Raw genomic sequence first — 23,659 nt, 5'->3', positions numbered from 1 at the left:
AGCGACACATGGCTCGACTACTGTCCGTGAACGTCGGACTTCCGCGTGATATCGAATGGAAGGGCCGCATTGTACGCACCGCGATCTGGAAAAGTCCCGTCCACGGCCGGTGCCGCGTCGGCCGGTTGAATCTGGAAGGAGACGGCCAAGCCGATTTGGCTGGCCACGGCGGCGAACAGCGAGCCGCCTTCGTCTATCAAATCGAATCCTATCGCTACTGGCAGGAACAATTGAACAGAACTGACTTCGTCCATGGACAGTTCGGCGAGAATTTAACGATCGAAGGATTGCCTGACGATGCCGTTTGCATCGGCGATCGTTTTCAGATCGGCAGCGCCCTGTTCGAGGTCACGCAGCCTCGCGTCACCTGCTATCGCGTCGGCATTCGAACCGACGAGCCGCGGATGCCGGCGTTGCTGACATCCAGCGGACGGCCGGGGTTCTATTTTCGCGTCCTGAGGGAAGGCATGGTAGGCGCCGGCGACGAAATCGTGAAAGTAGGAGAGGCGAACGAGCGAATGACCGTCGCCGAGATCAACGCGCTGCTCTATTTGTCCGATCATGCGCGCGATCGATTGCAGCGCGCCTTGCGGATCGAGGCGCTTTCGCCGGGATGGCGCGCATCGTTCGAAGCACTGTTGCAGAGCCAGACGACCGCCGGCGGGAGCGGAAACGCGGGGCTCGTGCCGGCAGCGGCGGCGCATCCGGTGGCGCCGGGATTTCAGCCGCTCGCGGTGGTGGCGATCGATCAGGAATCCGCAGACGTCCTCTCTGTGTCGATGCGGCATCCGGGTGGCAAGCCGCTGTCACAGCCGCTGCCGGGCCAGTACGTCGTCCTGCGCCTCAAGCGAACCGGCGGCGGCCCACCGCTCCTTCGCAGCTATTCGCTCTCCGGTCCGCCTTCGACGGACCGCTATCGGATCAGTGTGAAGATCGAGCCGAACGGGGCGGCAGGAACGTATTTCCGGGAGCGAGTCCGTCTGGGGGACGCCCTCGACGTCAGCGCGCCGCGCGGAGGTTTCGTCCTGCAGTCTGGAGAGCGGCCGGTGGTGTTGCTCAGCGCGGGAATTGGAGCGACGCCTGTTCTGGCAATGCTGCACGCACTGGCAGCCGCGCGCTCGGCGCGGCGAGTGTTGTGGCTGCACGCGGCTCGCGATGGGCAGCATCATCCCTTTGACGCCGAAGTCCGCCGCCTCATGCCCGCGCTCACCCACGGCCGCCACTATGTTTGTTACAGCAAGCCGGACCAGCGCGACGAGATGGGCGAGGGTTTCGACGCGATCGGCCGTCTGTCGCGATCAGCCTTGGACAAGGTCGGCATCGCGAGAGAAGCGGATGTCTATATCTGCGGGCCGGGTCGCTTCATGGCAGACATGAAGCAGGCGCTTGCAGATTTGGGTGTCGCGCCCGAGCGAGTTTATACTGAGATCTTCAATGGCCGCGAGCCGATGAACCCAGGTTTCGTTGGTACGGGGACGCGCGTCCCGCACCCGCCCGAGGGCGACGCCGACACTGGCCCGTTGGTCTCTTTCGCGCGAAGCGGCGTCGCCGCACATTGGAAGGCGTCCTCCTACCAAAGCATCCTGGAGCTGGCCGAGGCTTGCGATGTCCCGGTCCGTTGGTCGTGCCGGACCGGTGTTTGTCACAACTGCGAGAGCGGTCTGGTTTCGGGCGCGGTTGCCTATGGACCGGAGCCACTCGATCAGCCCGCCGACGGCAACCTCCTTATTTGCTGTTCACAGCCGACGAGTGACGTCGTCATCGATTTGTGAAGGGATGAGGCGATGAATACAAATCGTACAGCGGTGGTGAAGTTCTCGGTCGAGGTGATCACGTTGCCGGTGAGTGATGTCGATCGCGCACTGCGGTTTTATGTCGATCGGGTTGGCTTCACGCTCGATGTCGACTATGCACCGAACGACGCGTTCCGCGTCGTGCAACTCACGCCGCCGGGATCGTCTTGCTCGATACAGATCGGCAAGGGACTGACCGACGCAGCCGCGGGATCAGCCCGCGACATTTATCTCGTCGTGACCGACCTCGACGCGGTGCGGAGCCGCCTGCTCGAACGCGGTGTCGAGGTCGGCGAGATCAGGCACAAGATACCAATTGATGCCTGGGACGGACGTTTCGCATCCGGACTCGCCCCCGCGCGCAGAGACTATGCCAGCTTCGCCAACTTCTCGGACCCGGACGGCAATAGCTGGGTGCTGCAGGAACGCGGCTACCGCAACCCCTAATGTGTTGTCTGGATTGATTTGCTGGTGGGCCCGGCAGGACTCGAACCTGCAACCAGACCGTTATGAGCCGGAGGATAATGTTCAGCTTCGTTGTTTTTGCCGCGGTTTTGTTCGTTTTCGTTCGAGTTTGTTGTCCTTTGATCAGATCGTTTCTGATGCGAAACTGGTGCGGTCGGTCGGAGCTTGAGCAAGCAGACACTGCTCTTCCGCCATTGAATGAAAAGCGGAAGTCTGGTTTATCAAGTCGAGTCTCCGCTTCTGGGACCCAAAGCGGAAAAATCGCTTCCGCGACCATTTCATTTCTTGCGTAGCGCGCGCACGTCCGCCGCAGTCACGTCGCCCTTCCGTCCGCCGAACGTAACGCGGATATAGTTCGCAAGCTCCGCCGCCTCGCCATCGCTCAGCTTGTCGGCGAAGGGCGGCATCGCCTCGATGTTCTCGCGATGCGGAAAGTTTTCCAACCCGACGCCGTCGAGCATGGCAACGATCAGATTGCGAGGGTCAGCAAGGCGCGGCGTGCTGTTGTTACGCATTGCGACCACGGTGTTGGGCACACCGTTGCCGTCGAGACCATGGCAGCCTGAGCACAGCGCCACGTAGGTCGATCGTCCCGGGCCGGTTGCAGCGGCACGAACTTGTGCCGGATCGATGGCTGGCGGCCGCACCGGGAGCGGATCGTCACCGAGCAAGAAGTTCGTCGCGGCATCGAGATCCTCGGCCGTCATGTTCCTGGTGCTCAGTGCGACGACCGTACGCATGTCGGCAAAGGCTGAGCCTTCCCGCGTGGTCCCGCGCCCCAGAAATCCACGTAGTCCCGAGGCAGTCCAGCCACGGTCCGCCAAACCTTCCGGAGTGATGTCCGGTGCGGCGACGCGTCCGAGCGCAAAACCGGTCAATGATCGCGACAGCTCCATCTCGCCCACGATGCCGCGCGGTGTATGGCATTCGCCGCAATGTCCCAGCACGTTCACCAGATATCGGCCACGCTGCCATGTCGGGGATTGTCCGGTAGACAGTGCTGGCAAGCTGTCGTGCAGAAACAGCAGATTCCAGCCGACCAGGCTAAGCCTTATGTTGAAGGGAAATTTCAGGTCGGTTACGGGACTTGCCACATTCATCGGGCGCAACTGCATGACGTAGGCGTAAATCGCGTCCGAGTCTGCGCGCGTCATGCCGCGGTAGGACGTGTACGGCATGGCCGGATAGAGCTGCTGGCCGTCGCGCCTGACCCCGTCGTGTAGCGCCCGCCAGAAATCGTCGGCGCTCCAGCGGCCGATGCCTTCATCCGGATCAGGCGTGATGTTGGTCGCATAGATGGTGCCGAAGTTGCTCTGCATGGCGAGGCCACCGGCAAATGGCGCGCCGCCTGGCGCGGTGTGGCAAGCGGCGCAGTCCGCTGCTGCGGCGAGATACTTTCCGCGGACGACCACGTCGGCGGGAGCTTTGACAATCTGAGTTGGGCCGCCGCTTTTTCCGGTCAGCAGGTTTTGGAGAGCAAAGGCGGTTGTGGCGATGACCGCGACCAGGATCACCCCTGCAATCACCAAGACCCAGCGGCCGGGGCGGCGAAATTTCATCCGGCGTCCCGTATCAGGCCGGGCGTCGCCAGGATCACGTCGCGCACGGCCTGGTAATAGCGCACGTATCCGGTGCAGCGGCAGATGTGCGGCTCGAGGGCCGCAGCCACCGTCGCCTCCACTTCACCGCGCGCGACCGGCGCACGCGCGAGCCGCTCGACCAGCACCGTGGCCGCCATCACGAAGCCCGGCGTGCAGTACCCGCACTGGAAGCTGAACTTGTCCAGGAACGCCTGCTGCACGGGAGAAAGCGCGAGGACCTGCCCTTTGTCGTCGCGGCGGGCGATGCCCTCAATCGTGCGAATGCTCTTGCCGTCGAAGAATCCTGCGCCGGTGATGCAGGTCCGGACCTCTTCGCTGGTGCGATCGTCCCGGTCCCAGATCACGACGCAGGCGTGACAGATGCCGATGCCGCACCCTAGGCGCGGCCCGGTGAGCTCGAGCATTTCGTGCAGCACATCGATCATCATCAAGCCTTCCGGCACATCGAGCGGGCCGCGACGCTGGCCGTTGATGGTCACCGTTAGCGAGCGGGTCGGGTGGCTCATCCCAGCACCGCCAGAATCTGATCCGGCGTGACCGGCAATGTGCGAAAACGATGGCCGATCGCATGCGCGATCCCGTTCACAATCGCGGACATGATAGGTATCACCGTCGCTTCAGCCATGCCCTTTGGCGGCTCGTCTTCCGACAAGGGCGGCAAGATCTCGGCGGTTTGCGTCCAGGCTGCCACATCGCTGCCACGCGGCAGATGGTAGCGGTTGAAATTCCAGGTGCCGTTGCCGGGACCGTCCTCGTAGAGCGGCATGAACTCATGTAACGCGAGGCCGATGCCGGTCGCGGCGCCACCCTGGATCTGGCCCGATACCAGGTCCGGCACCAGCACGGTGCCGCAGTCGAGGAGCGTGTGGTGTGAGAGCAGCGTCACTTGTCCGCTGCCTGCGTCCACTGCGAGCTCGGCCAACGTGCCGGCCGCGGTGCAGTAGCCGGCCATTGCGTTGTAGTTCTGGGTCGGCGGGAAGAACACCGCCTCGCGGTCGACCACGTGATAGCGGCCGGGTGAAGTTGTAGCCGACGCGTCGCTGCCGTCGCCATATCGCAGCGACAGCGCGTCGATGGGGGCGCGCATCGCAAGGCCGTTCACCACAAAGTCGGCTTCGGCCCATCGCCAGCGATTGAAACCGTGTACCGCAGCGCCGACCACGAGACCCCGCCTGTGCATTTCCTGCGCGAGGCGAGCCAGCGGCAACGGCTCCCGGCCATCGGCGGTCAGTGATCCATCGCGCCAACGTGCGCTTTCGAGCGCAGGCACACGCGAGCCCGCCGCGCCACCTGTCCAGATCGCCAGCGCCGCCGGCCACAGTCCGTGGACGAAGACGAAGCGCGCCGCCTCGCGGGTCGTATGCGAGAGGTAGTAGGACGAGTTGCTCGCACTGGACGCCGACGCGTAGGCAGGACTCCATCGCGGATTCGCCGCCAGGCGATCCTGATCGGTCTGACTCATCCTTCGGGGATCGCCACTCGTCTCCACCGGCAGGTCTGCCCAGTCGGTGACGGCAAGCTCGACGGCATCGGCCGGCCGGCCCAGCCAGCGCACGCAGGCCACGGCCTGTCCTGAAGACGTGCCGGTGCCGATCTCGGCGCCGCTGTTGAAAACCGTGATGCGTCCATTGGGCGCGAGCTCGACCTTGGAAAGGCTGCCTTCCACCCCGTTGCCAAAGCGCCATTGGATGCAGCCGAAGCCGACCCCGTAATATTTTCCGGGATGAGCGGCCTCGAAGGCCTGCTTGCGCGCGGCGCGACCACTCCACAGTGGGTGGGCGCGGGCTTTCTCCATCACCGTCTCGGCGCGCAGAGCGCCGGTCGGAATCGCGCCCTGGGTGTTTCTCATCCCTGTCTTCAGGACGTTGCGCAGGCGGAACTCGATGGGATCGAGACCCAGCTCGCCGGCAATCTCGTCGATCATCAGTTCGGTCGCGGTCATGGTTTCAAGAGCGCCGTAGCCGCGCGCCGAGCCGGCATCAACGGCGCGCGACGCGACGGCGATCGCGGCCACATCGGTTTTCGGAAAGTAATAGGCCGAGCCGAGCGACGTCGCGCCCACCCTGACGAGGAGGTCCGAGACATTCTTGCGGCCCCCGCCATTGGCGATGATCCCGGCGCGCAGTGACCGTAGCAGGCCGGTCCCGCGCTCCACGGACACGGTGTACGCGATGTCAAACTGGTGCCGTTTGAGGCCCGCCTGGAATTGCTCGAACCGGTCGTTTGCGAGGCGCACCGGCCGGCTGTTGCCGTAGACGGCGGTCACGAGCGCGTAAAACGGCGTGCTGTAGCTGTCTTTCGAACCATAGCCGACTGTGTAGCAAGGGTGCAGGAACAGTCGCTTCAACCCGATGCGACTTTGCTGCAGCATGGTGGCCGCGCGTTTCGCCAGTTCCTGCGGCGATTGCGTCGGCACGACCAGATGCAACTCCTGCTTTTCGCTGTCGTACCAGCCATTGGCGTTGTCCGGCTCGAGTGCTGCGGTATCGCCCGATTGCGTCGCGTAGCGACGCGTGAGCACAACCCATTCGGCAGGCGGCTGCTTCAGCTCTTCGCCGATGGCCTTGGCGTGGTACATGCCCCGCGCCGCGAGATCGCCGTCGAGTGCCGGAGTGGGCCAGACCGGCTCATGCTTTTCGTAGCCGGGCGAGAATGGCGCGTCCTTGAGGCTGGAAAATACGTCATCGGCGTAGGGCGTTTCGCCGCCGACCCGCACAAAACGGACCGCCTCCCATGGATCGCGCTGCAGCGGCCCGGTAATCGCGCCGTAGCGTATGAGAGCGTCGTTGAACTGGAGCTTTTCCTTGGCGAAGCGAAAGCGGACGAAATCCTGGAAGATGAGGATCGCGACCGCCTGCCCGAGATAGGCCGGCGTCTTGCCTTCCGGCAAGAGCATGTCTTCTCCGTAGAAGTCAGGAAATGCAAGCCCGTCGCGCGCCAGATCGTTCGCCGTCACCACGCGGTCAGGCTTGAACTCGTCACCGAGCAATGACAGGTCGAAGCCGGCATAGATGCGATCGGCTTTCGTCGTGCGCAGCACCAATGCATGTGACTGCTGCTGCGGCCAATGTGGCATGTCCCGGGCGCGAATATCTCGCGCGAACACTTTTGCCCCCATGACCTTCGAGGGGCCGTCGATTCGATGTTTTAGAATGCCATCGGCCCAATCGGGCCGCGTCAGCAACTGCTGTTCGAACAGCGAGGCGAAGGCCCGGCTTCCCAAGGGGGCAACGTACACCGCAATGCCGCCGATGAGGCTCGCCCGCAGCACCTGCCGCCGCGACGGCCGCGAGCCAACGCCTGGCGCGGATCGCATATCCGATGAAGGCGCTCGCACGACGATTGCCTCGACTCGATCACATCATCAATCCGAGGGACCAATCCGGTAACCATCCGCTCGTCCGCCTTGACATGATGGCACAAAGCCCGACCCGCGGAAAGCATTCGTTGTCCGGCTAGGCTCTACGTCCGCTTCTGCCCTTAGCCGACATTCGGTCTTGGGCGCGGCTATGTCTGCTTTCGAGATTGGAGACCAAGGCCTAGGCCCTCGTCCATGATCACAGGCTTATGCGGATAAGCTGCTGGCGCCATCGCCGATCTGCACGTTCCGTTCGCAGGTTCTCGATCGGTCGAAAGGTCGTCCAGGACAGGGAATGCAGCCAGTTGCGCTTATTCCCAATGCGAAGTTGCCGCCGAATCTGCGATCACGCAGAGATGTCGCAGCCAGATCGACGCCGGCAGAGTAGGTTGCGAACCGCTAAAGCTTCAATTGGAGAAAAGAAACGAGGCATTTCTGGTACGGTGATCAACTGGCCATGAAATGAAAAGTTGCTAGGCCATTTGATTTGACTGGTGGGCCCGGCAGGACTCGAACCTGCAACCAGACCGTTATGAGCGGCCGGCTCTAACCATTGAGCTACAGGCCCCGCCGCGAGGCGGCCGCGACAAGTGAGGCCGGCAACGGTGCGTCGTTCGTTTACAGGGCCTGAGCGGAGGGCGCAATGCCGACTCTGCTCGACCGAAATGCCGGCGTCGTGCCCGAAGCGGCCGGACCTGTCGTTTATGAATTACCGAAATTTGCGATGTTGCACTTATGCTCCTGTTTTGCCCGACGTGTCAACTGCCTCGACGTCACCCGCATCAGTCCAGACACCGCCATTTCTACTTTGCATGGGGTTGTTTTCGATGTTTTGATCGGGGCCGGATCCGCTCCGCTGGTTCTGGGCTTGAGGAAGGGTGCAATGCCGCCCGCTAGTCCACCGACACCCCCGCAAACTCCACCACCTTGCGCCATTTCTCGGTCTCGTCGGTGACCAGCTTGCCGAACTCGGCAGGCGTCATTGGCCTCGGGATGCCGCCGGTCTCGGCGAGGCGCGCCACCAGCTTCGGGTCCTTCAGCGCCTCGCCGATGGCCTTGTTGAGGAGATCGACGATCTCGGTCGGCGTGCCCTTGGGCGCCGAGATGCCGTAGAAGCCGACCGATTCGAATCCCGGCACCGTCTCGGCGATGGCGGGAACGTCAGGCACGCTCGGCCAGCGTTTTGGCGAGGTGACGCCGAGCGCGCGGACATTGCCGCCGCGCGCCTGCTCCAGCGCGGAGGGCAGGTTGTCGAAGATCAGCTGCACCTTGTTGGAGATGATGTCGGGGAAGGCGCAGATCCGCGATAGGGAACATTCTACGTCTTGGCAAGGCGAGGCAAGGTGAGGCGAGTTGACCTAATCTATTGTATGCATTTTTCCTTATACTGCCTTGTGACGCCGTTTGGCATCTTTTGCACCTGTTCCTGACACTGTCCGGTCACCCATGCCCCGCAAGCCCCGCTCGTCACTCGAAAGCGCATCCGCGCGGTTGAGGCTGCCGATCAAGGAGAACAAGAAGCCGTATTGGGAGCGGCTAGGCCCCGGCCTGTCGCTTGGCTATCGCCGCAACGATCACGCCGGTTCCTGGTCGATCCGCGCCGCCGATGGCGGGGGCGGCGAATGGCTGAAGCGGATCGGCACCGCCGACGACTATGAGTACGCCAACGGCAAGGACGTGCTGAGCTATGAGCAGGCCGTTGCCGAGGCGCGCAGGCTATATCGCAGCAAGGATGACACCGAGCACGATCCGAGCAAGCCGCTCTCGCTCGACGGGGCGCTGTCAAGGTACGAAGCTGATCTGCGAGCTCGGAGCGCCAATCCATACAACGCGAAGATTGCGCGTTGCCATCTCGCGCCGAGCCTGTTGAGCAAGCCGCTGGCGTTGATCAACGCCGATGAATTGAAGACTTGGCGCGACAGGCTCGTCGGCAAGGGCTTCGCGCCGTCGAGCGTCAACCGCATCCGCAACAACGTGCGCGCTGCCTTAGAATTGTCCGCGCCGAACCGCAGCCACGTCTGGAAGACTGGCCTCGAGACGTTGCCCAATGCGGCGCGGGCGCGAAAGCTGATTTACCCCGATGACACCATCCGCGCGCTGATCGCCGAAGCTTACCGACACGATGGCGCGCTTGGCCTGTTGTGCGATGTGTTGGCGGCTACCGGCATGCGACCGATACAGGCGCAGCGGCTCCGCGTCGAAGACCTAATCACGGGCGACAAGCCGCGCCTGATGGTGAGCAAGACCGCGAAAGGAGGCGGCAGAAACCGCGCCGAGAAAAAGCTGCAACGCTACCCGGTCCCGATTACGTCGACGCTGTGCGCGAAGTTGAAGCACGCGGCCAAGGGCCGCGCCGATGACGCGCCGCTGTTGCTGCAGGCCGATGGCAGGCCGTGGCACGAGACGAACCCATCCGGCGACTACCGCCGACCCTTCATCGAGATCGTCAAGGCCGTTGGGCTTGCGCCGGATGTGACGGCGTATGTGTTCCGGCATTCGTCAATCGCGCGCATGCTGATGCGCGGCCTGCACACCAAGCTTGTCGCTGATCTGCACGACACAAGTGAACAAATGATCAGGCAGCACTACGGGAAATACATCATCGAGCACACCGACGAGATCGCCCGGGCCGCATTGCTAGACGACGAGCCGCCCGGGAGGGCCCAAGTGGTACAGATCTAGCGGGCCTCTGATATGGCGAAGACCAAGAAGTCGAAGATCAAAAAGGCCAGAAAGGCCAAGCAATCAACGCAACTGGTGTTCGATGATTCGCGGTGGATGCCCCTAGCCGAAATTACTGAACGGCTTTCTCGCCACATCGGCCACAAAAACCTGATCGCTCGCGATCTAACCGAAGCGCTGGTGAGCGAAAAGATACGTTGCATGCGCCGTTATGCCGGCGAACACACGCTGAGCATTCAGGACTTTACTGATGCTGAACTCGAGGTAATTGCTAACAAAAAAATTGAGATGGACGATCAGCCAGCGAGCCCTGAGTTGTTGCCCGCGTCGTTCTGGGGTGACCATTATTTGGCGTACTGGGTGAATGGAGATATCCGCGTCGCGTTTCGTCTGCCGACCGGACCTTCCTTCACTTTGACAGCTAACTGGGTCTTCTATCTCTGGGAACCGGACTGCGTGAAAGCGTGGCCAGCACTGGCACCGCAAGAAATCGACGCGAGGAAGGCCAAGCCGCGATCAGCGCGCAAGCGTTCAACGCGAAAGGCATCGCAGCGGGTTGGCACGGGTTCAGCGATCAAAGCGGGCGACAGTGCTGCCGCAAGTGGTTCGCTATATGCAACCGAGGCTGGTGATACGGCAGCAGTTGCGGGACGGCTCAAGCGCAAGCGCAGAGGGAAACTGACGGCGGAGCAGATTAAGGGTGGCCTCGCCTATTTGCGCGATCATCCAGAGCTAAAGCCGAAACAGGCCTATCCGGGATTGCGCAGGGTGTTGAACTCCGATGTTGGCGACACCACGCTATGGCGGGCTTTCTTTCGGAAAGAACCCATTTAATCTAGCACTGCGCCATTTCATTTAGCATAGCGCCGTTTCACTTAACGGGCGCGGTTAAGTGAAAAACAAAAACCCCTAATGAAATCGATCCTCTTGCATATTGCAGGGTGAGGCGTTGCAAGGCGTCGTGACAAACAAAGGAGGTGGTCAAAAAATGGCGCGCTCACGCGCCGCAAACCGGGAGAAATATCCGAACGTCCCTCAGCTCGCGTGGTCGATTGATGAGCTTTGCGCGGCAGCCAACTGCTCGCGGTCGTTCTACGAAAAAGCAAAGCGGAACGGCCGTGGTCCTCGCGAGACGTACTTTGGGCGGGCTATTCGCGTCACGCCAGACGACGGCGCGGCTTGGATAGCGAGCCTGCGCAGCAAGTAACCAAAGGAGAAATCGAAAACCTACCCCACGCTGGGAGCGACATCGCCCCTCTCAGCGAACGGGAAGCTTTGCGCGGCGAGGAAGGCGCCGGTCCCATCCGAGGTCAATCAGTGTCGGGACCGGCAGAGTGTGGAGTCAGTTGATGACACTCAGTTACGCGCACAACGCGGCTTGCGCAAGGGCCGCCCGGAACACCGCCAGCAGGGCGGTGTTCGACCGCAAGATCGGCGACCTCATCCTGAAACTGGATCTGGTTGCCGACCACATCCCACCGGATCACCTCGGCGGCGCGAATGAAGCTCACGCCGCTATCGACGAACTTGTCGATGTTCTGGAGGGACTCCGCCGCATGTAGTGGCGACGACGGCGGCACCGGGACGAACCGTGGCGCCGTCTTTTCTGTGATCAAGATAGACGGAGAAACAAGATGCAAGACAATTCTAGCAACCGTGCCGATATCGGCACTGCCATGCGGACCCATACACCCATTGATGACGGCTGGAATAGTCCCATCGATGACGACACCAGCGGCCGTCAGATCCAGGGCACGCTGCTGCGCTATGAAGACAAGCAGTGGTATGCCGGGAAGGAGAAGACAGTCATCCCCAATGGCGCGCGCTTTATCGTACTGGGTATCAAGACCGGCTGGAAGCGCTGGGAAAACGGCAAGGTCGTCGAGTTCGTGACGGAAATTGACGGGCATTATCCCAAACGTCACGAACTTGGATATGACGACGAAAGCGCTTGGGAATGCGGCCCGGACGACAAGCCCACTGACCCGTGGCAGAACAGTCGCGAGGCGTTGCTGATCGATCCGCATACCTGTGCGGCGTACACCTTCTGCACGGCGTCAGCCGGCGGACGTAGCGCGGTCGAGGATCTCAAGAATGCTGTCCGCAATGCTCGCGCTCTGCGGCCCGGTGTCGTGCCTCTGGTGTCCTTGGAATGGCAGGTGATGGACACGAAATACGGCAGGAAATCCAAGCCGTATTTCAAGATTGTGGACTGGAGCATTCCCGGCGCAGAGGCGACCGCCATTGCGCACGACAGCGGCGGAATGAACGATCCCACCACCTAACCAATGTCGTGAAAAGGGCGAGGCGTCGGCCTCGCCCTTTTTCCTTTCTCCTATTTCGACGTGGCCATCATGACACCAACAGAAGTGCGCTCGCGCCTGATCGAGAACGGTTATGTGCCGGTACCTTGCGACGGCAAGAACGCGAAGTCGGAACAGTGGGAGCGGCGCACGCTGGAGACGGCGCAGACCGCGCTCACCACGTGGGCCAGAGATTTCCCCAACGCCAGCAATACGGGCATGCTGTGCGTCACCGCACCCACGCTCGACATCGATGTACTAGACGCCGAGGCGGTCGACGCCGCTGTCATATTGGTGCAAGAGCGCTTCGCTGGTCGCGGCAAGATCCTGTTGCGCTACGGCCGCCGTCCCAAGGTCGCGATCCCGTTTCAGACCGATACGCCATTCAAGAAGATCAGTGTTCCCTTAACCGCGGCTGACGGCGACACCGACCAGAAGATCGAATTCCTCGCCATGGGCCAGCAAGTCGTTGTGCATGGCGTTCATCCCGTCACTCACGAAATGTACCAGTGGATCGGCGGCAATCCCGGCGACACCAAGCGCGCGGAGTTGCCCGCGATCACGGTCGAGGAAGCGCAAGCGCTCGTTGACGACATTGCAACCCTGACTGAGGCTCGTGGCTACCAGCGCACCAGGAAGCCGGCGAGCAAGCGCGGGAAGCCTAAGGGCAACGGCCATGCCGGATCGGTCGACGCACCGAGCGGCATCGATCAATGGGGCTACCTGCAAGCCAACATCATCGCCGGCCGCGCGCTGCACGACAGCATTCGCGACCTCGCCATCCGGTTGGTGACGAGCGGCATGTCCGGCGGTGCGGCGGTCAACATGCTGCGCGGGTTGATGGAGCAATCCGAGGCCGCGCGTAACGAACGCTGCCAGGCTCGGTACGATGACATCCCGCGCGCGGTGCGCGGTGCGGAACGCTTTCCACGCGAAAACGAGGAACGGGAGCCGACACCGCCGCTTGGCGAACACCCACCCGAGCGGGTACCGGGGGTACCGCGGGTACCGATCGCCGCAGATGAGGGCGCGACCATACTGGATGATGCCTTTGCATACGTGAAGCGCTTCGTCAGTTATCCGTCCGAGCACGCGCGCGTCGCTCACGTCCTGTGGTGCGCCCACACCCATCTGATCGAGGCATTCGAGAGCACTGGGCGCCTCGCCTTGCTGTCGCCGGAGCCTGAGAGCGGCAAGACCCGGGCGCTGGAAGCGACCGAGCCGCTGGTAGCACGTCCGATCAGCACGGTTAACGCGTCGGCCGCTTACCTGTTTCGCAAAGCCGGTGATGACGCGGGTCCGCCCACGGTCCTGTTTGACGAGATCGACACTATCTTCGGCCCAAAGGCCAAGGAGCACGAAGACATCCGGGGCTTCATCAATGCCGGTCATCGCCGCGGCGCCACCTACGGGCGCTGCGTCGTGCACGGCAGCACCGTCGTGACAGAAGAGGTGCCGGTCTATTCGGCTGTGGCAATGGCTGGCCTTGGGTGGTTGCCTGATACGTTGCTGTCGCGCTCAATCATCATCCGCATGCGACGCCGTCTGAAAACTGAAACGATCGAACCGTTTCGGCAGCGCATCCATGTTCGAGAAGGGCAGGCGATTGGTCAACGTTTGGCTGTGTGGGCCAAGCCGATGCTCAAGAACGCCGAGGCCGCACGCCCTGAACTGCCCGCAGGTGTTGAGGACCGTCAGGCCGACGCGTGGGAGCCTTTGCTGGTGGTAGCCGATCTGGTGGGCGGTGAGTGGCCGCAGAAGGCCCGTGAGGCCGCCGCGGCGCTTGTGACGGTCGCAAGGGAGACACCCGTCAGCCTCAACCTGCGGCTACTGGAAGACCTGCGCACGGTTTTTCTCAACAGGCTCACGGCCGTCGAGCAGGCACAGCCTCCTGGTCTGTCCACCAAGAAAATACTGGATGATCTCTGCACGCTAGAGGACAGCCCCTGGCAGACAATCAATAAGGGCGAGAGGCTTTCGCCCGATCAGTTAAGCCGTCGCCTCCGCGACTACAGCGTGAAGCGGACCAATCTGCGGCTTACGCCCGGCGTACGAGAACAGACCAAGGGCTATCCCATAGCACCACTCGCCGATGCATGGCGTCGCTACCTCTCTCTTATCCCCTGTGACGCGGTACCCCCGGTAACCCCGGTAACCGAGCCGACACTGGAAAGATATTTCGAGATCGCACCGGGTACCGAGGGTACTGAGGGTACCTTGCCACAGGAGGAAAGAGAGGGAATATCGCAACTGGACAAAACCCGGGTCGAGCAGCTGGCCAAGTGGTGGCGCAAGCGGATGGGACAGTTGAGAGGCGAGCTAAGTCCGGCCTTGGCCGAGGAACAAGCCAAGAAGGAATTGCGCGAAACGCTGGCCAACGAGGTGTTAGACAGCGCAGTCGACACCGAGGTTGACCGCGTTGAGAAGGCGGCAACCCGACGAACATAGTTCCATCCATGAATTCGGAGTAGACTCATATCGATGCCAAACCGGATATGGAGGGTGAACATCATGGGACGGCCCATCGGCAGTGTGAACAGGGAAAGGCCGTTCAACGACGCGCTACGAATTGCGCTCAAGCGCGACCCCCTTCGTCTGCACAGGATTGCGGAGAGATTGGCTGATAAGGCAGAGGAAGGTGATCTCGCCGCCATTCGGGAGATCGCTGACCGTCTGGACGGGAAGCCTACGCAGGTGATTGATCGTCGCGACGTACCGATCGAGGAGTTCTCCGACTCCGAGCTACACCTCATTGCGTCAGGCGGCTTGCCGGATGCCAAGGTCCTGCTGATCCCGCCAGCGCCAAAGCCCAAGACCTGAGTTGCGTATACGCCGGTCCAAGGATTTACTGGCATTGCAAACTGTTCGTTCTTGGGTTCTTATACGAACAGTCCTATCTCGCAGAGTCGAAATCCTTGGCCAAATCCCATCTCCGTGTTGTCAGGCCGGCCACCGAAAAACGAACAGTTACACCGCGGCGTCGATCCAATGCCGACCTTCGCACGCGCGAGTACCTGACGCCGACTGAGGTCGAGCGCTTACTCAGGGCCACCAAGGGCAACCGATGGTCGCACCGGGATGCCACGATGATCTTGATCGCCTATCGGCATGGCTTGAGGGCGGCTGAGCTGACCGACCTGCGCTGGGATCAGATCGACTTCGCCACGGCCACTCTGCACGTCCGCAGGGTCAAGCAGGGCAGTCCCAGCACCCACCCGATCCTCGGCGACGAGCTGCGCTCACTGCGCCGGCTGCAACGCGAGCAGGAGCCGAAGTCTCCTTTTGTGTTCACATCGGAGCGGGGCTCCCCCTTCACCACCGCAGGCTTCGCGCGCATGGTTGAGCGGGCGGGAATGGAGGCGGGGTTCGGCTTCAAGGCGCACCCGCACATGCTGCGGCACGCCTGCGGGTTCGCGCTGGCTGCCAAGGGCCACGACACCCGAGCACTCCAGGCCTATCTCGGACACAAGAACATCCAGCACACCGTGCGTTACACCGAGCTGTCCCCTACCAGGTTCAAGAATTTCTGGCGCGTTTGATCGCACTCAGATTGGGGTCCCAAGCATGCTTTCCGACTAAGGTCCCGGGGAGGGAAAAATTCGTCGGAAAGCATGCTTTTTTTACGGACAGCGCTCGTCGAATTGCGGTCCTAACCGATATCGCCGACTAATAGGGATCGCTTACGTTGGATGTGTCAATGGGGCCACGAACGGACCCGTGCACCTCCCACTGCGCCGCAAGCTTCTTGATCTGCTCGAAATGCAGGATCGCCGGTTCCCCCTCGCGGACGATTGTTGTCCGCTTGCGTTCCTTGGGTAGCAACATCATCGCGCGCAATACTGCCGCGCGCAGTTTCATCGAGCCGTGATCTGTCAGGGTGACGAACTCTTCCGGGTCAAGGGCCACGGGTCCACGCCTACACAACCGGCTGGCCAGCAAGCCAGCACACGCGCCCCGAATGCCCAACTCTCCAGATAATCCAACACGGTTAATAGCTAGTTATCGATTGGATCTGTCATTTCGAATTGGCGCGCGGGGTCACGCCGCGCCTCGTGCCGTAAGAAAAATGAGCTTCTCCGACTGCACCGAACCTTATTTTTGGTCGATCCCGTCCCGCCCGATTTCAAATCGTTGGCCTAACGGAGGTGGCTGCCGCCAAGCTCACAGCAGGGGTGTGTTCGCTCGTGCCGCGCCTGCCCACGGTAGCGCCCAGTGAGCCATGGCAGTCGCAATGGATCAGGCTACCGCAGTCAACCTGCCATCGGCAGGCGGGTTTGCGCAAAGCAGACGCTTGCGAATGGCCCCTTCAACGAGCGCGAGCGCTTCTTTGGCTCGTCGCGCTTCGGCATCAGCAGCTTCGGCACGGAGCTCCACGGCCATCAACTTATCCTTCTGAGCCTCAATACAGGACTGCGCTTGCTCCAGCGCTCGGCAAGCATCTTGCAATTAAGGTCGGTAGCGATGATGAGTTCACGTTGTGCCCGCTCGGCGGCCTCCGCGCGCCCTTCGGCAAGCCTCAATCTTTCTAAGGCGCTCGTGCAAAGCGATTGGGCGCGGGCTTCAGTCTCGCGGGCGCGCTTCTCCATACTGCGGAAGACATCGGCCGCTTGATGTACCAGATTGAGGGCTGTTGCTCCCCGGTCTGGTGCCAGCGGCGAGGGAAAGCTCGGGACGTCCTCATCCCCTCCAACTGGCACTCTGAAATTACGCTGCGCCATGAAGTTCAAGCTCGTCGCGAACACAAACACACGAGCAGTGAACCTCCTCCGAATTGATGGACACCTGTAGTAGGCTCGAAGAGCCAGGAGGTGTCGGATGGAAGGACGTCAACGTCGGTCGTTTACGGATGACTACAAGCGGCAAGCGGTTGATCTCGTAGCGTCGAGCGGAGAAAGCGGTCGAGGCATTTGATCAGACGGGCGATCTGCGCCAGGAATGTCAACGCGGCCTCCGCCGACGTGCTCGGTAACGCCGACCGTCTCGGTGCCGCCGATAGCGGCGACCGGTCCGACTGTGAGCATGCAAGACGGTGATAATCGCGTTGCTTTTGGGTTCGACAACAAGGACCGCGCCATCCACGCGCTTTCGATCGGCCGCGGGAATCCCGTCAGCCAATCGAGCGAGCCGTCGCCGACTGACCATGAGTGATCGACACCCGCTGCCCACGAACGGACTGAGATCGGCATTGACGTGGATTGCCTCCAAAATTCGCATCGAAATGTCGCTCGACTGCGCTCGCTTGCGGGCGTGTTCGGTTAAGATCAGCGGTAATTCAGCTGGCGCATCATCCCATCCACCGTGAATGGGCGACCCCATTCGGTGGTGATGATGGTGACGTGGTTCATCTTCGCCGATTGCAGCACCGCAATCAGTTCACGATGCAGTGGGAGATGAGAGCAATCGGCAGGGCTACCGAACTAACCCCGGCCATCGCGTCCTTCAGCGACAAAATAACGCAGCTTCTCGGTTTAGGCTTCGCTGGTGTCGATCTGTGCCACAAAGGCGATCACTTCGCCATTCTTGAGGCCAATTCCAGCCCGGCCTAAAATTCGAGCAGGTTTGCAAGGTAAATCTCGCGGGCCAAATCGCGGACTTTGTGGTGAAACGGATCAGAGCTGAGTGACGATTACCGACGACCCGACCCAGCGCTCCAATCCGCTGGGTTAGGGATTTGTGGGCTATCTCTCGGGCAGCCGCTTGGCATCTTGGTAACGGTTGCCCGACTGCAGCCATCACCAATTGGCGGTCCGGCGCGCCATCCGACGCCGCCGTTTGCCAATCCTACCTTCGTAAATTGGCGAGACCTTGTCAGGGTGATATGATCCAGTCCAGGGCAGTTCACGACGCCAGTAGCTGGGGGATGGAATCCGATGAGTAGCCTGTGAACGAACGATCAGCAGCGGCGTCGGACGTCGTAACGTGGCTGCAACGGCTCGGCCTGGGCAAATATGCCGAGCTTTTTGTCGACAACGAGATCACTTTCGAAGCGCTGCCACATCTGACCGAGAGCGATCTCAAAGAACTTGGCCTGCCACTTGGTCCGCGGCGGGTCGTGGCGGCAGCGATTGCCGGGTTGCACGAGCCCCATCCCGCGCCCGAGGAAGTGGAGCCCAAATCCGCGGAGCGACGCAGCGAAGGTGAACGGCGACAACTTACCGTCATGTTCTGCGACCTCGTCGGATCCACGGCGCTGTCGCGACAAGTCGATCCTGAGATCCTGCGCGACATCTTGCGCGCCTATCAGAACGCCGTTGCGGGGGAGGTCGCGCGTTTCGAAGGGCATGTAGCGAAGTTCATGGGGGACGGAGTCCTCGCCTATTTCGGTTGGCCTGCCGCACACGAAAACGAGGCTGAGCGCGCCATTCGCAGCGGTCTCGCCATTATAGATGCGGTTTCGAGAATCGAGACTCCGATTGGAAGCGTTCTTGCGTCCCGGATCGGGATCGCTACAGGTCTCGTCGTTGTTGGCGAGCTCGTGGGTGACGAAGAGGCCCGCGAAAGGGCGGTAGTGGGCGAAACCCCGAATCTCGCCGCTCGGCTGCAAGGCATGGCCGACCCCGGTGCGGTGGTTGTGGCGCAATTGACTCGGCAACTCGTGGGCGACCTGTTTGAATTTATCGATCTCGGGCCGACGCGCCTCAAGGGTTTCGACGAGCCCTTGCATCCATGGATCGCCGTCGGTGAGGGCCGAACGGAGGGCCGGTTCGAGGCGCTCCGCGGGACCATGCTGCCGCTAATCGGTCGCGATCACGAACTCGGCATGTTGATGGAGCGGTGGCACTGGGCCATTGCGGGCGAGGGCCAGGTCGTTCTCCTATCGGGAGAGCCGGGGATCGGGAAATCGCGATTAACGCAGGCCTTCCGCGACCGTCTTCTCCCGGTGACTCACACACGCTTGCGGTTTCAATGCTCGCCGTTTTATACGAACGCACCGCTCTATCCAGTGATCGAACAACTCAACCACACGATGTGCGTTGACCGCGGGGACAGCCCTCAAGCTCGTCTCGACAAGCTTGAGAGTCTGCTCGCTCAAGCCGTGGAATCCGTCGCCGAGGTCGCACCATTGTTCGCTGGCCTTCTGTCGATCCCGACCGAAATGCGCTACCCACCGCTTGATCTGACGCCGCAGCGCCAGAAAGAGGAGACATTTAAGGCTCTGATTGCGCAGTTAGCGGGTCTTAGCCGTAAACTTCCCGTCGCGATGATTTGGGAAGATTTGCACTGGCTTGATCCAACCTCGCTCGAATTCTTGGACTTGTTGGTCGATGCAATCCGCAAGCTTCCTGTTCTCATGCTGTGTACTTTCCGCCCGGAGTTTCGCCCCGGATGGATTGGCGTTCCCCACATCACAACTCTGACGCTTAACCGCCTTGGTCGGCAGCAAACAGTCACGCTCGCACATCATGTCGCGCGCGGGAAGGCCTTGCCGAGCGCAGCGCTCGATCAGATTGTCGAAAAAACTGACGGGGTACCGCTGTTCATCGAGGAGCTGACGCGCGCCATCCTTGAATCCGGCGTGTTGCGCGAGAGTGACGACCAATTCGCACTGGATGAACCGCTGCAGAGCGTCGTCGTGCCGAGTTCACTGCACGACTCATTGATGGCACGGCTCGACCGGCTGGAATCGACGAAGATGACGGCGCAGATCGCGGCCACTATAGGCCGCGGGTTTTCCTATGACATGATTCACGCGGTGTCGTCACTAGATGAGTCGAACTTGCGGCGCGCACTCGCCGAACTCGTGAATTCCGAACTGGTAATGGGGCGCGGCGTGGCACCCGCCGCGCATTATATGTTCAAGCATGCCTTGGTGCAGGACGCGGCTTATGAAAGCCTGCTCCGAGGAGACCGCCAGGCGCTACACGCCAAGATTGGCGAAGTTTACGAAACGCAATTCACGGAGCTTGTTGCCTCGCAGCCCGAACTCCTCGCACACCACTTCACACGCGCGGCCGCAACAAGGAAGGCAACCCATTATTGGCTCAAAGCAGGCGAGCGAGCGCTCGCTCGGTCCGCGAACAAGGAGGCGATCAGTCATCTCCGCGCCGGGATCAGCCTTCTCAACGGCATTGAATCTGACGCAGAACGACTTCGACTCGATCTGGATCTCCATCTCTCTCTAGTTCCGGCGCTGCTCGCGAGTTACGGCTACTCGTCAAAGGAGGTGGCACCGCCGGCAAGTCGAGCCCTCGACCTGTGTCGCCGTATCGGCAACAAGACGGAGACACCGGCCGTTCTCTGGCAGATGTGGCTCTATGAATATATGCGCGGCAATTGTCCTGCGGCCGCTGGAGTGGCCCGCGAGCTGATAGATTGTACTGAAACCGATCCAATCGGATCGACACGGGTCACAGCCCACACGGCCTTTGGGCTCAGTCAAATGGCGGCCGGAAACTTGATAGACGCGCGTCATAATTTCGAGGCGGCGATCGATTGCTACGAGGCAAGCGGCAACATCAAGGTCGAGTTGCGCTTCGGTATGGAGGTCGCGGCAGTCGCCTACGGCTATTGTATGCTGAGTCAATGGCTGAACGGCTTTCCTGCTAAGGCCGCGGAAACCGGCCAGAGGCTAATGCTTCTGATCGAGAGGGTGCATCATCCTTACACTTATTCGCGCGGCTTATTTTGGAATTCGCTATTCCATGCATTGCGCCGCGATTGGTCGACAGCGTATGAGCGTGCCGATAGGGCCGTGCGATTGGCCGAGGAACATGGCTTTGCTATGAACGCAGCGGCGGGATCGGCGGTTCGGGCTGCGGCGCGGGCCGCGCTTGACCCGGGCGATGAGGCGATCATCCAAATTCGTGATGCGATCACCCGCCACCGTCAGGTAGGCGCATTGTTCCAGGTTCCCTATTTCCTGGTGCTGCTGGCCGACGCCCTGCTGGCGAGGCGTCAGTGGGCCGCGGGTTTATCCGCCGCGGCCGAAGCCATGGCGCTAGTGGAGGAAACAGAGGAGCGCTCCATCGCAGCCGAAATCTATCGTGTCATCGGCGACCTGCACATGACTACGGATGAGGCAACGGCGGAACAGCATTACCAGCAGGCTCTCTCCGTCGCACGTTCGCAAAATGCGCACATGCTCGAGCTTCGCGCGGCGGGCCGCATTGCCCGGCTATGGATGGCGCAGGGCCGAGAGGACGACGCAGAGAATCTGCTCGCGCCAATCTGCCGGTTGCTCCGTGGCAACGGCGAATCCATGGATTTGCAAGAAAACGAAATTCTGTTATCCAATATCCACTGATGGCATCGAACGAAACCTGTCCTTTGTATCTGCGAGAGCGGGGCGCGTACGCAAAAAAAAGTTGGACGCTCGAAGTTCGTCAAATTCACCATGGGGGCTGTTGTGCACCAAAACAAACGATCCGCTGAAAATTACGAAATGGGTCATTCGCGTCGGTGCTCGTTAAGGCCACACGGCCGTCAATGTCCGCTTCGCGCCCGAAAGCGACCAAAAAACTGCGTCGCCACGAAATGACGCGCAGGGCCAACAAGAGACATGGCCCAACATCGTTCGATCACCTCGTCACCGCGGGGTTTCCGAAGACGATGATGCTGACCTGACCTGTCGAGCCTGACGTCGATCAAATGTTTGCAGTCGCCGTTGAGGTAGCGGCTGCGCGCATGATATCGACCAGCAGGGCATAAGCGCTAGACCAGGCACCCTTCACCTCCGGCGTCCACCCTGATCCGAGCCCTTTGCTCCAGCGTCCACAGCAAAGCGGCACCAACCGCTTCGTAATGAGCATCCGTGACTCCGAATTGGGCATGGCGCCGACCCAGATCTGCAATGGTGGGAACAAGCGCCTCGAGATGATCGAGCCCTCGCACGACCATTGTGAGAGCCTGAATGAGCTTCCGGCGTTGCTCCGCCAGGTCGGTTGTCTTGAAGAGCTGCCGGGTTGTTGCGTCGATCTCAAAAAGCCGGTCGTAGAACAGGCGCGCCGCCGCGTCTGCCATCGGCGCAACTTTCTGCCATGTGTTTTTCACGAGATCTTTCTGTTCAGGGGACATTGGATGCTCCAACACAGTTCAGGGTTTTAGCTTGGCAGCCAGCCTCTTCACCCGTTGAGGCGACAACGCGCCGCCAGCACGGGCTGACGGCCTCGATTTGAGGGCGCGTGACCTGACTTTGGGAAAGCATCGAAACTTCACCGAAGCTCAGAACATCGACATCACCAAGGAGGCAGTTGTGGCGGTCTTCCTCGGTTTTCTCCCTCGTCTGCGTTGGGAATAAATAGCTGCTGGCCTGACATTGCTCCAATCGCAATATTATGCTTCTGATATTGCCATGCGCAATATCAAGAAGATTGATCTTAACTTGCTGGTCGTGCTCGATGCGCTGCTCGATGAGCGCAACGTCACGCGAGCAGCCGCACGGCTGGGCTACACACAGCCAACGATCAGTGGCATGTTGGCACGTCTGCGCGACCTCTTTGGCGACCCCCTGTTCGTAAGGACGCAGCGCGGCCTACTGGTGACTCCACGTGCGCAGGCGCTGGCCGTTCCGCTGAAGCAGTTGCTCGCCGACAGCCAGCATCTCGTCACACCCGATGCATTCGATCCGGCCAGCGCCAAGGCGACCTTTACCATCTCGAGCAACGACTACCTACAACACGCTCTTCTCGTCCCGTTCGTAAAGGTGCTGAGAAGCGAAGCGAGACAGATCCGCCTCGCCATTGCTCCGCCGATCATCGATGGCATCAGCGACGCCCTCGCACGTGGACAGATCGACCTCGCAGTGACCATTCCTGAGTTTGCGATGTCTGATCTGCCGTCCCGGTTGCTTTACCGCGAACGCTATGTCGTCGCCGTTCGGCCCCGACATCCGCTCGCGCGGCGTGCGGCCATGACCGTTGAGCGTTTCTGCAGCTACGATCACGTTGTGGTGTCGCCAACTGGCGGATCCTTCGAGGGCCCAACCGATCAGGCGCTTGCTCGGCTCAAGTTACAGCGCAAGGTTCGCTACTCCGTGCCCAACTTCCTGCTCCTGCCTGAGATATTACAGACGGACGATCTTGTCGCACTCGTCCCGTCTCGCCTGCTGCGCGACAACAATAGGCGGCTGGTTGTGCTCAAGCCTCCTGTCGATGTTCCTGATTTCGATGTAATCGCCGTATGGCATCCGCGCGTCGACAAAGATATCGCCCATCGCTGGCTGCGCAGTCGGCTGGTGGAAATCGCCAAAATTCCGTGACCGAGGCCGCTTTAAGAGGTTCAAGCGGGGCCGCTGCCAGGTCTGCTCTCGTCATGTGTGGACGACGCCCGCGTTGCAAGAAGAATCTGGCGTTCGGCTTGCGGTCGGGTGCTAGTCATGATTCCCCTGTCAACGGTTTTCTGCCGACAGCGATCCGAGGTGAGCTCTCTTGCTGCAGGGCTGCCCTGCTAACCTCACATCCGGCGGGATGGTGATCCCGACCACTGTCCCTCATTCGGGACGGGAGAGCTTCCAAGGAA

At 61.2% G+C, this 23,659-nt stretch carries 19 protein-coding genes, 1 tRNA gene and 1 pseudogene; 12 read left to right on the top strand and 9 right to left on the bottom strand.

Annotated features, from left to right (window positions below; genetic code table 11):
- Positions 1–8 precede the first annotated feature (8 nt).
- Complete coding sequence (locus Q3C01_RS41340) at positions 9–1,772, top strand: MOSC domain-containing protein (protein WP_458151086.1); 1,764 nt, start codon at positions 9–11, stop codon at positions 1,770–1,772.
- Between the two features lie 12 nt (positions 1,773–1,784).
- A complete protein-coding gene (locus Q3C01_RS41335) occupies positions 1,785–2,240 on the top strand; it encodes a VOC family protein (RefSeq protein WP_458151085.1) in 456 nt (151 codons plus the stop codon).
- 296 nt (positions 2,241–2,536) lie between these two features.
- Here Q3C01_RS41335 and Q3C01_RS41330 read toward each other — a convergent pair whose 3' ends face one another.
- From Q3C01_RS41330 to Q3C01_RS41310, 5 genes and pseudogenes are all read right to left on the bottom strand, one after another.
- Positions 2,537–3,817: a c-type cytochrome gene (locus Q3C01_RS41330; RefSeq protein WP_458151084.1), complete on the bottom strand. Its 1,281-nt coding sequence runs from the start codon at positions 3,815–3,817 to the stop codon at positions 2,537–2,539.
- Complete coding sequence (locus tag Q3C01_RS41325; RefSeq protein ID WP_458151083.1) at positions 3,814–4,365, bottom strand: (2Fe-2S)-binding protein; 552 nt, start codon at positions 4,363–4,365, stop codon at positions 3,814–3,816. The genes Q3C01_RS41330 and Q3C01_RS41325 overlap by 4 nt, the downstream gene beginning before the upstream one ends.
- The gene (locus Q3C01_RS41320) at positions 4,362–7,175 is read right to left on the bottom strand and encodes a xanthine dehydrogenase family protein molybdopterin-binding subunit (protein WP_458151082.1); all 2,814 of its coding nucleotides are present in this window, start codon (positions 7,173–7,175) and stop codon (positions 4,362–4,364) included. Before Q3C01_RS41320 ends, Q3C01_RS41325 begins: the two co-directional genes overlap by 4 nt.
- Positions 7,176–7,709: 534 nt before the next feature.
- Positions 7,710–7,785: transfer RNA gene (locus tag Q3C01_RS41315), tRNA-Ile, on the bottom strand.
- 325 nt (positions 7,786–8,110) lie between these two features.
- Positions 8,111–8,512 (bottom strand): annotated as a pseudogene (locus tag Q3C01_RS41310) (Bug family tripartite tricarboxylate transporter substrate binding protein); the annotation flags it as partial.
- Between the two features lie 151 nt (positions 8,513–8,663).
- Here Q3C01_RS41310 and Q3C01_RS41305 point away from each other — a divergent pair.
- From Q3C01_RS41305 to Q3C01_RS41275, 7 genes are all read left to right on the top strand, one after another.
- Positions 8,664–9,899, top strand: a complete 1,236-nt coding sequence (locus tag Q3C01_RS41305; protein WP_458151081.1) for a tyrosine-type recombinase/integrase — start codon at positions 8,664–8,666, stop codon at positions 9,897–9,899.
- Positions 9,900–9,911: 12 nt separating this feature from the next.
- Complete coding sequence (locus Q3C01_RS41300; RefSeq protein WP_458151080.1) at positions 9,912–10,733, top strand: hypothetical protein; 822 nt, start codon at positions 9,912–9,914, stop codon at positions 10,731–10,733.
- 515 nt (positions 10,734–11,248) lie between these two features.
- Entirely contained in the window at positions 11,249–11,461 is a 213-nt protein-coding gene (locus tag Q3C01_RS41295; protein ID WP_458151079.1) for a hypothetical protein, read from the top strand.
- Positions 11,462–11,533: 72 nt separating this feature from the next.
- Complete coding sequence (locus tag Q3C01_RS41290) at positions 11,534–12,184, top strand: hypothetical protein (RefSeq protein ID WP_458151078.1); 651 nt, start codon at positions 11,534–11,536, stop codon at positions 12,182–12,184.
- Between the two features lie 69 nt (positions 12,185–12,253).
- Positions 12,254–14,650 (top strand): DUF3631 domain-containing protein, encoded by a 2,397-nt coding sequence (locus Q3C01_RS41285; RefSeq protein WP_458151077.1) that lies wholly within the window; start codon positions 12,254–12,256, stop codon positions 14,648–14,650.
- Between the two features lie 54 nt (positions 14,651–14,704).
- Positions 14,705–15,022, top strand: coding sequence for a hypothetical protein (locus tag Q3C01_RS41280; protein ID WP_458151076.1), 318 nt, complete (start codon positions 14,705–14,707; stop codon positions 15,020–15,022).
- A 95-nt stretch (positions 15,023–15,117) separates the two neighbouring features.
- The gene (locus Q3C01_RS41275; protein WP_458151075.1) at positions 15,118–15,741 is read left to right on the top strand and encodes a tyrosine-type recombinase/integrase; all 624 of its coding nucleotides are present in this window, start codon (positions 15,118–15,120) and stop codon (positions 15,739–15,741) included.
- A 127-nt stretch (positions 15,742–15,868) separates the two neighbouring features.
- Here Q3C01_RS41275 and Q3C01_RS41270 read toward each other — a convergent pair whose 3' ends face one another.
- The 3 genes from Q3C01_RS41270 to Q3C01_RS41260 all read right to left on the bottom strand — a co-directional run bounded on the left by Q3C01_RS41270 (position 15,869) and on the right by Q3C01_RS41260 (position 16,950).
- Positions 15,869–16,108, bottom strand: a complete 240-nt coding sequence (locus Q3C01_RS41270; protein ID WP_458151074.1) for a hypothetical protein — start codon at positions 16,106–16,108, stop codon at positions 15,869–15,871.
- A gap of 330 nt (positions 16,109–16,438) precedes the next feature.
- Positions 16,439–16,582 carry a hypothetical protein gene (locus Q3C01_RS41265; RefSeq protein ID WP_458151073.1) on the bottom strand — a complete coding sequence of 48 codons (144 nt, stop codon included), beginning with the start codon at positions 16,580–16,582 and terminating at the stop codon, positions 16,439–16,441.
- Positions 16,582–16,950, bottom strand: a complete 369-nt coding sequence (locus Q3C01_RS41260; protein ID WP_458151072.1) for a hypothetical protein — start codon at positions 16,948–16,950, stop codon at positions 16,582–16,584. Before Q3C01_RS41260 ends, Q3C01_RS41265 begins: the two co-directional genes overlap by 1 nt.
- A 588-nt stretch (positions 16,951–17,538) precedes the next feature.
- On the opposite strand from Q3C01_RS41260, the gene Q3C01_RS41255 reads away from it, so the two are divergent.
- Both Q3C01_RS41255 and Q3C01_RS41250 read left to right on the top strand, forming a co-directional pair.
- Positions 17,539–17,748, top strand: a complete 210-nt coding sequence (locus Q3C01_RS41255; protein WP_458151071.1) for a hypothetical protein — start codon at positions 17,539–17,541, stop codon at positions 17,746–17,748.
- A gap of 335 nt (positions 17,749–18,083) precedes the next feature.
- Positions 18,084–21,446 carry an adenylate/guanylate cyclase domain-containing protein gene (locus Q3C01_RS41250; protein ID WP_458151070.1) on the top strand — a complete coding sequence of 1,121 codons (3,363 nt, stop codon included), beginning with the start codon at positions 18,084–18,086 and terminating at the stop codon, positions 21,444–21,446.
- 407 nt (positions 21,447–21,853) lie between these two features.
- On the opposite strand, the gene Q3C01_RS41245 is transcribed toward Q3C01_RS41250, so the two are convergent.
- A complete protein-coding gene (locus tag Q3C01_RS41245; RefSeq protein WP_458151069.1) occupies positions 21,854–22,216 on the bottom strand; it encodes a globin domain-containing protein in 363 nt (120 codons plus the stop codon).
- Between the two features lie 277 nt (positions 22,217–22,493).
- On the opposite strand from Q3C01_RS41245, the gene Q3C01_RS41240 reads away from it, so the two are divergent.
- Positions 22,494–23,399 carry a LysR family transcriptional regulator gene (locus tag Q3C01_RS41240; RefSeq protein WP_458151068.1) on the top strand — a complete coding sequence of 302 codons (906 nt, stop codon included), beginning with the start codon at positions 22,494–22,496 and terminating at the stop codon, positions 23,397–23,399.
- Positions 23,400–23,659: the final 260 nt, after the last annotated feature.

This window comes from Bradyrhizobium sp. UFLA05-109 (assembly GCF_054185165.1).
Note: the sequence above shows the minus strand (reverse complement) of the source record. Positions and strands in the feature narration are given on the sequence as shown.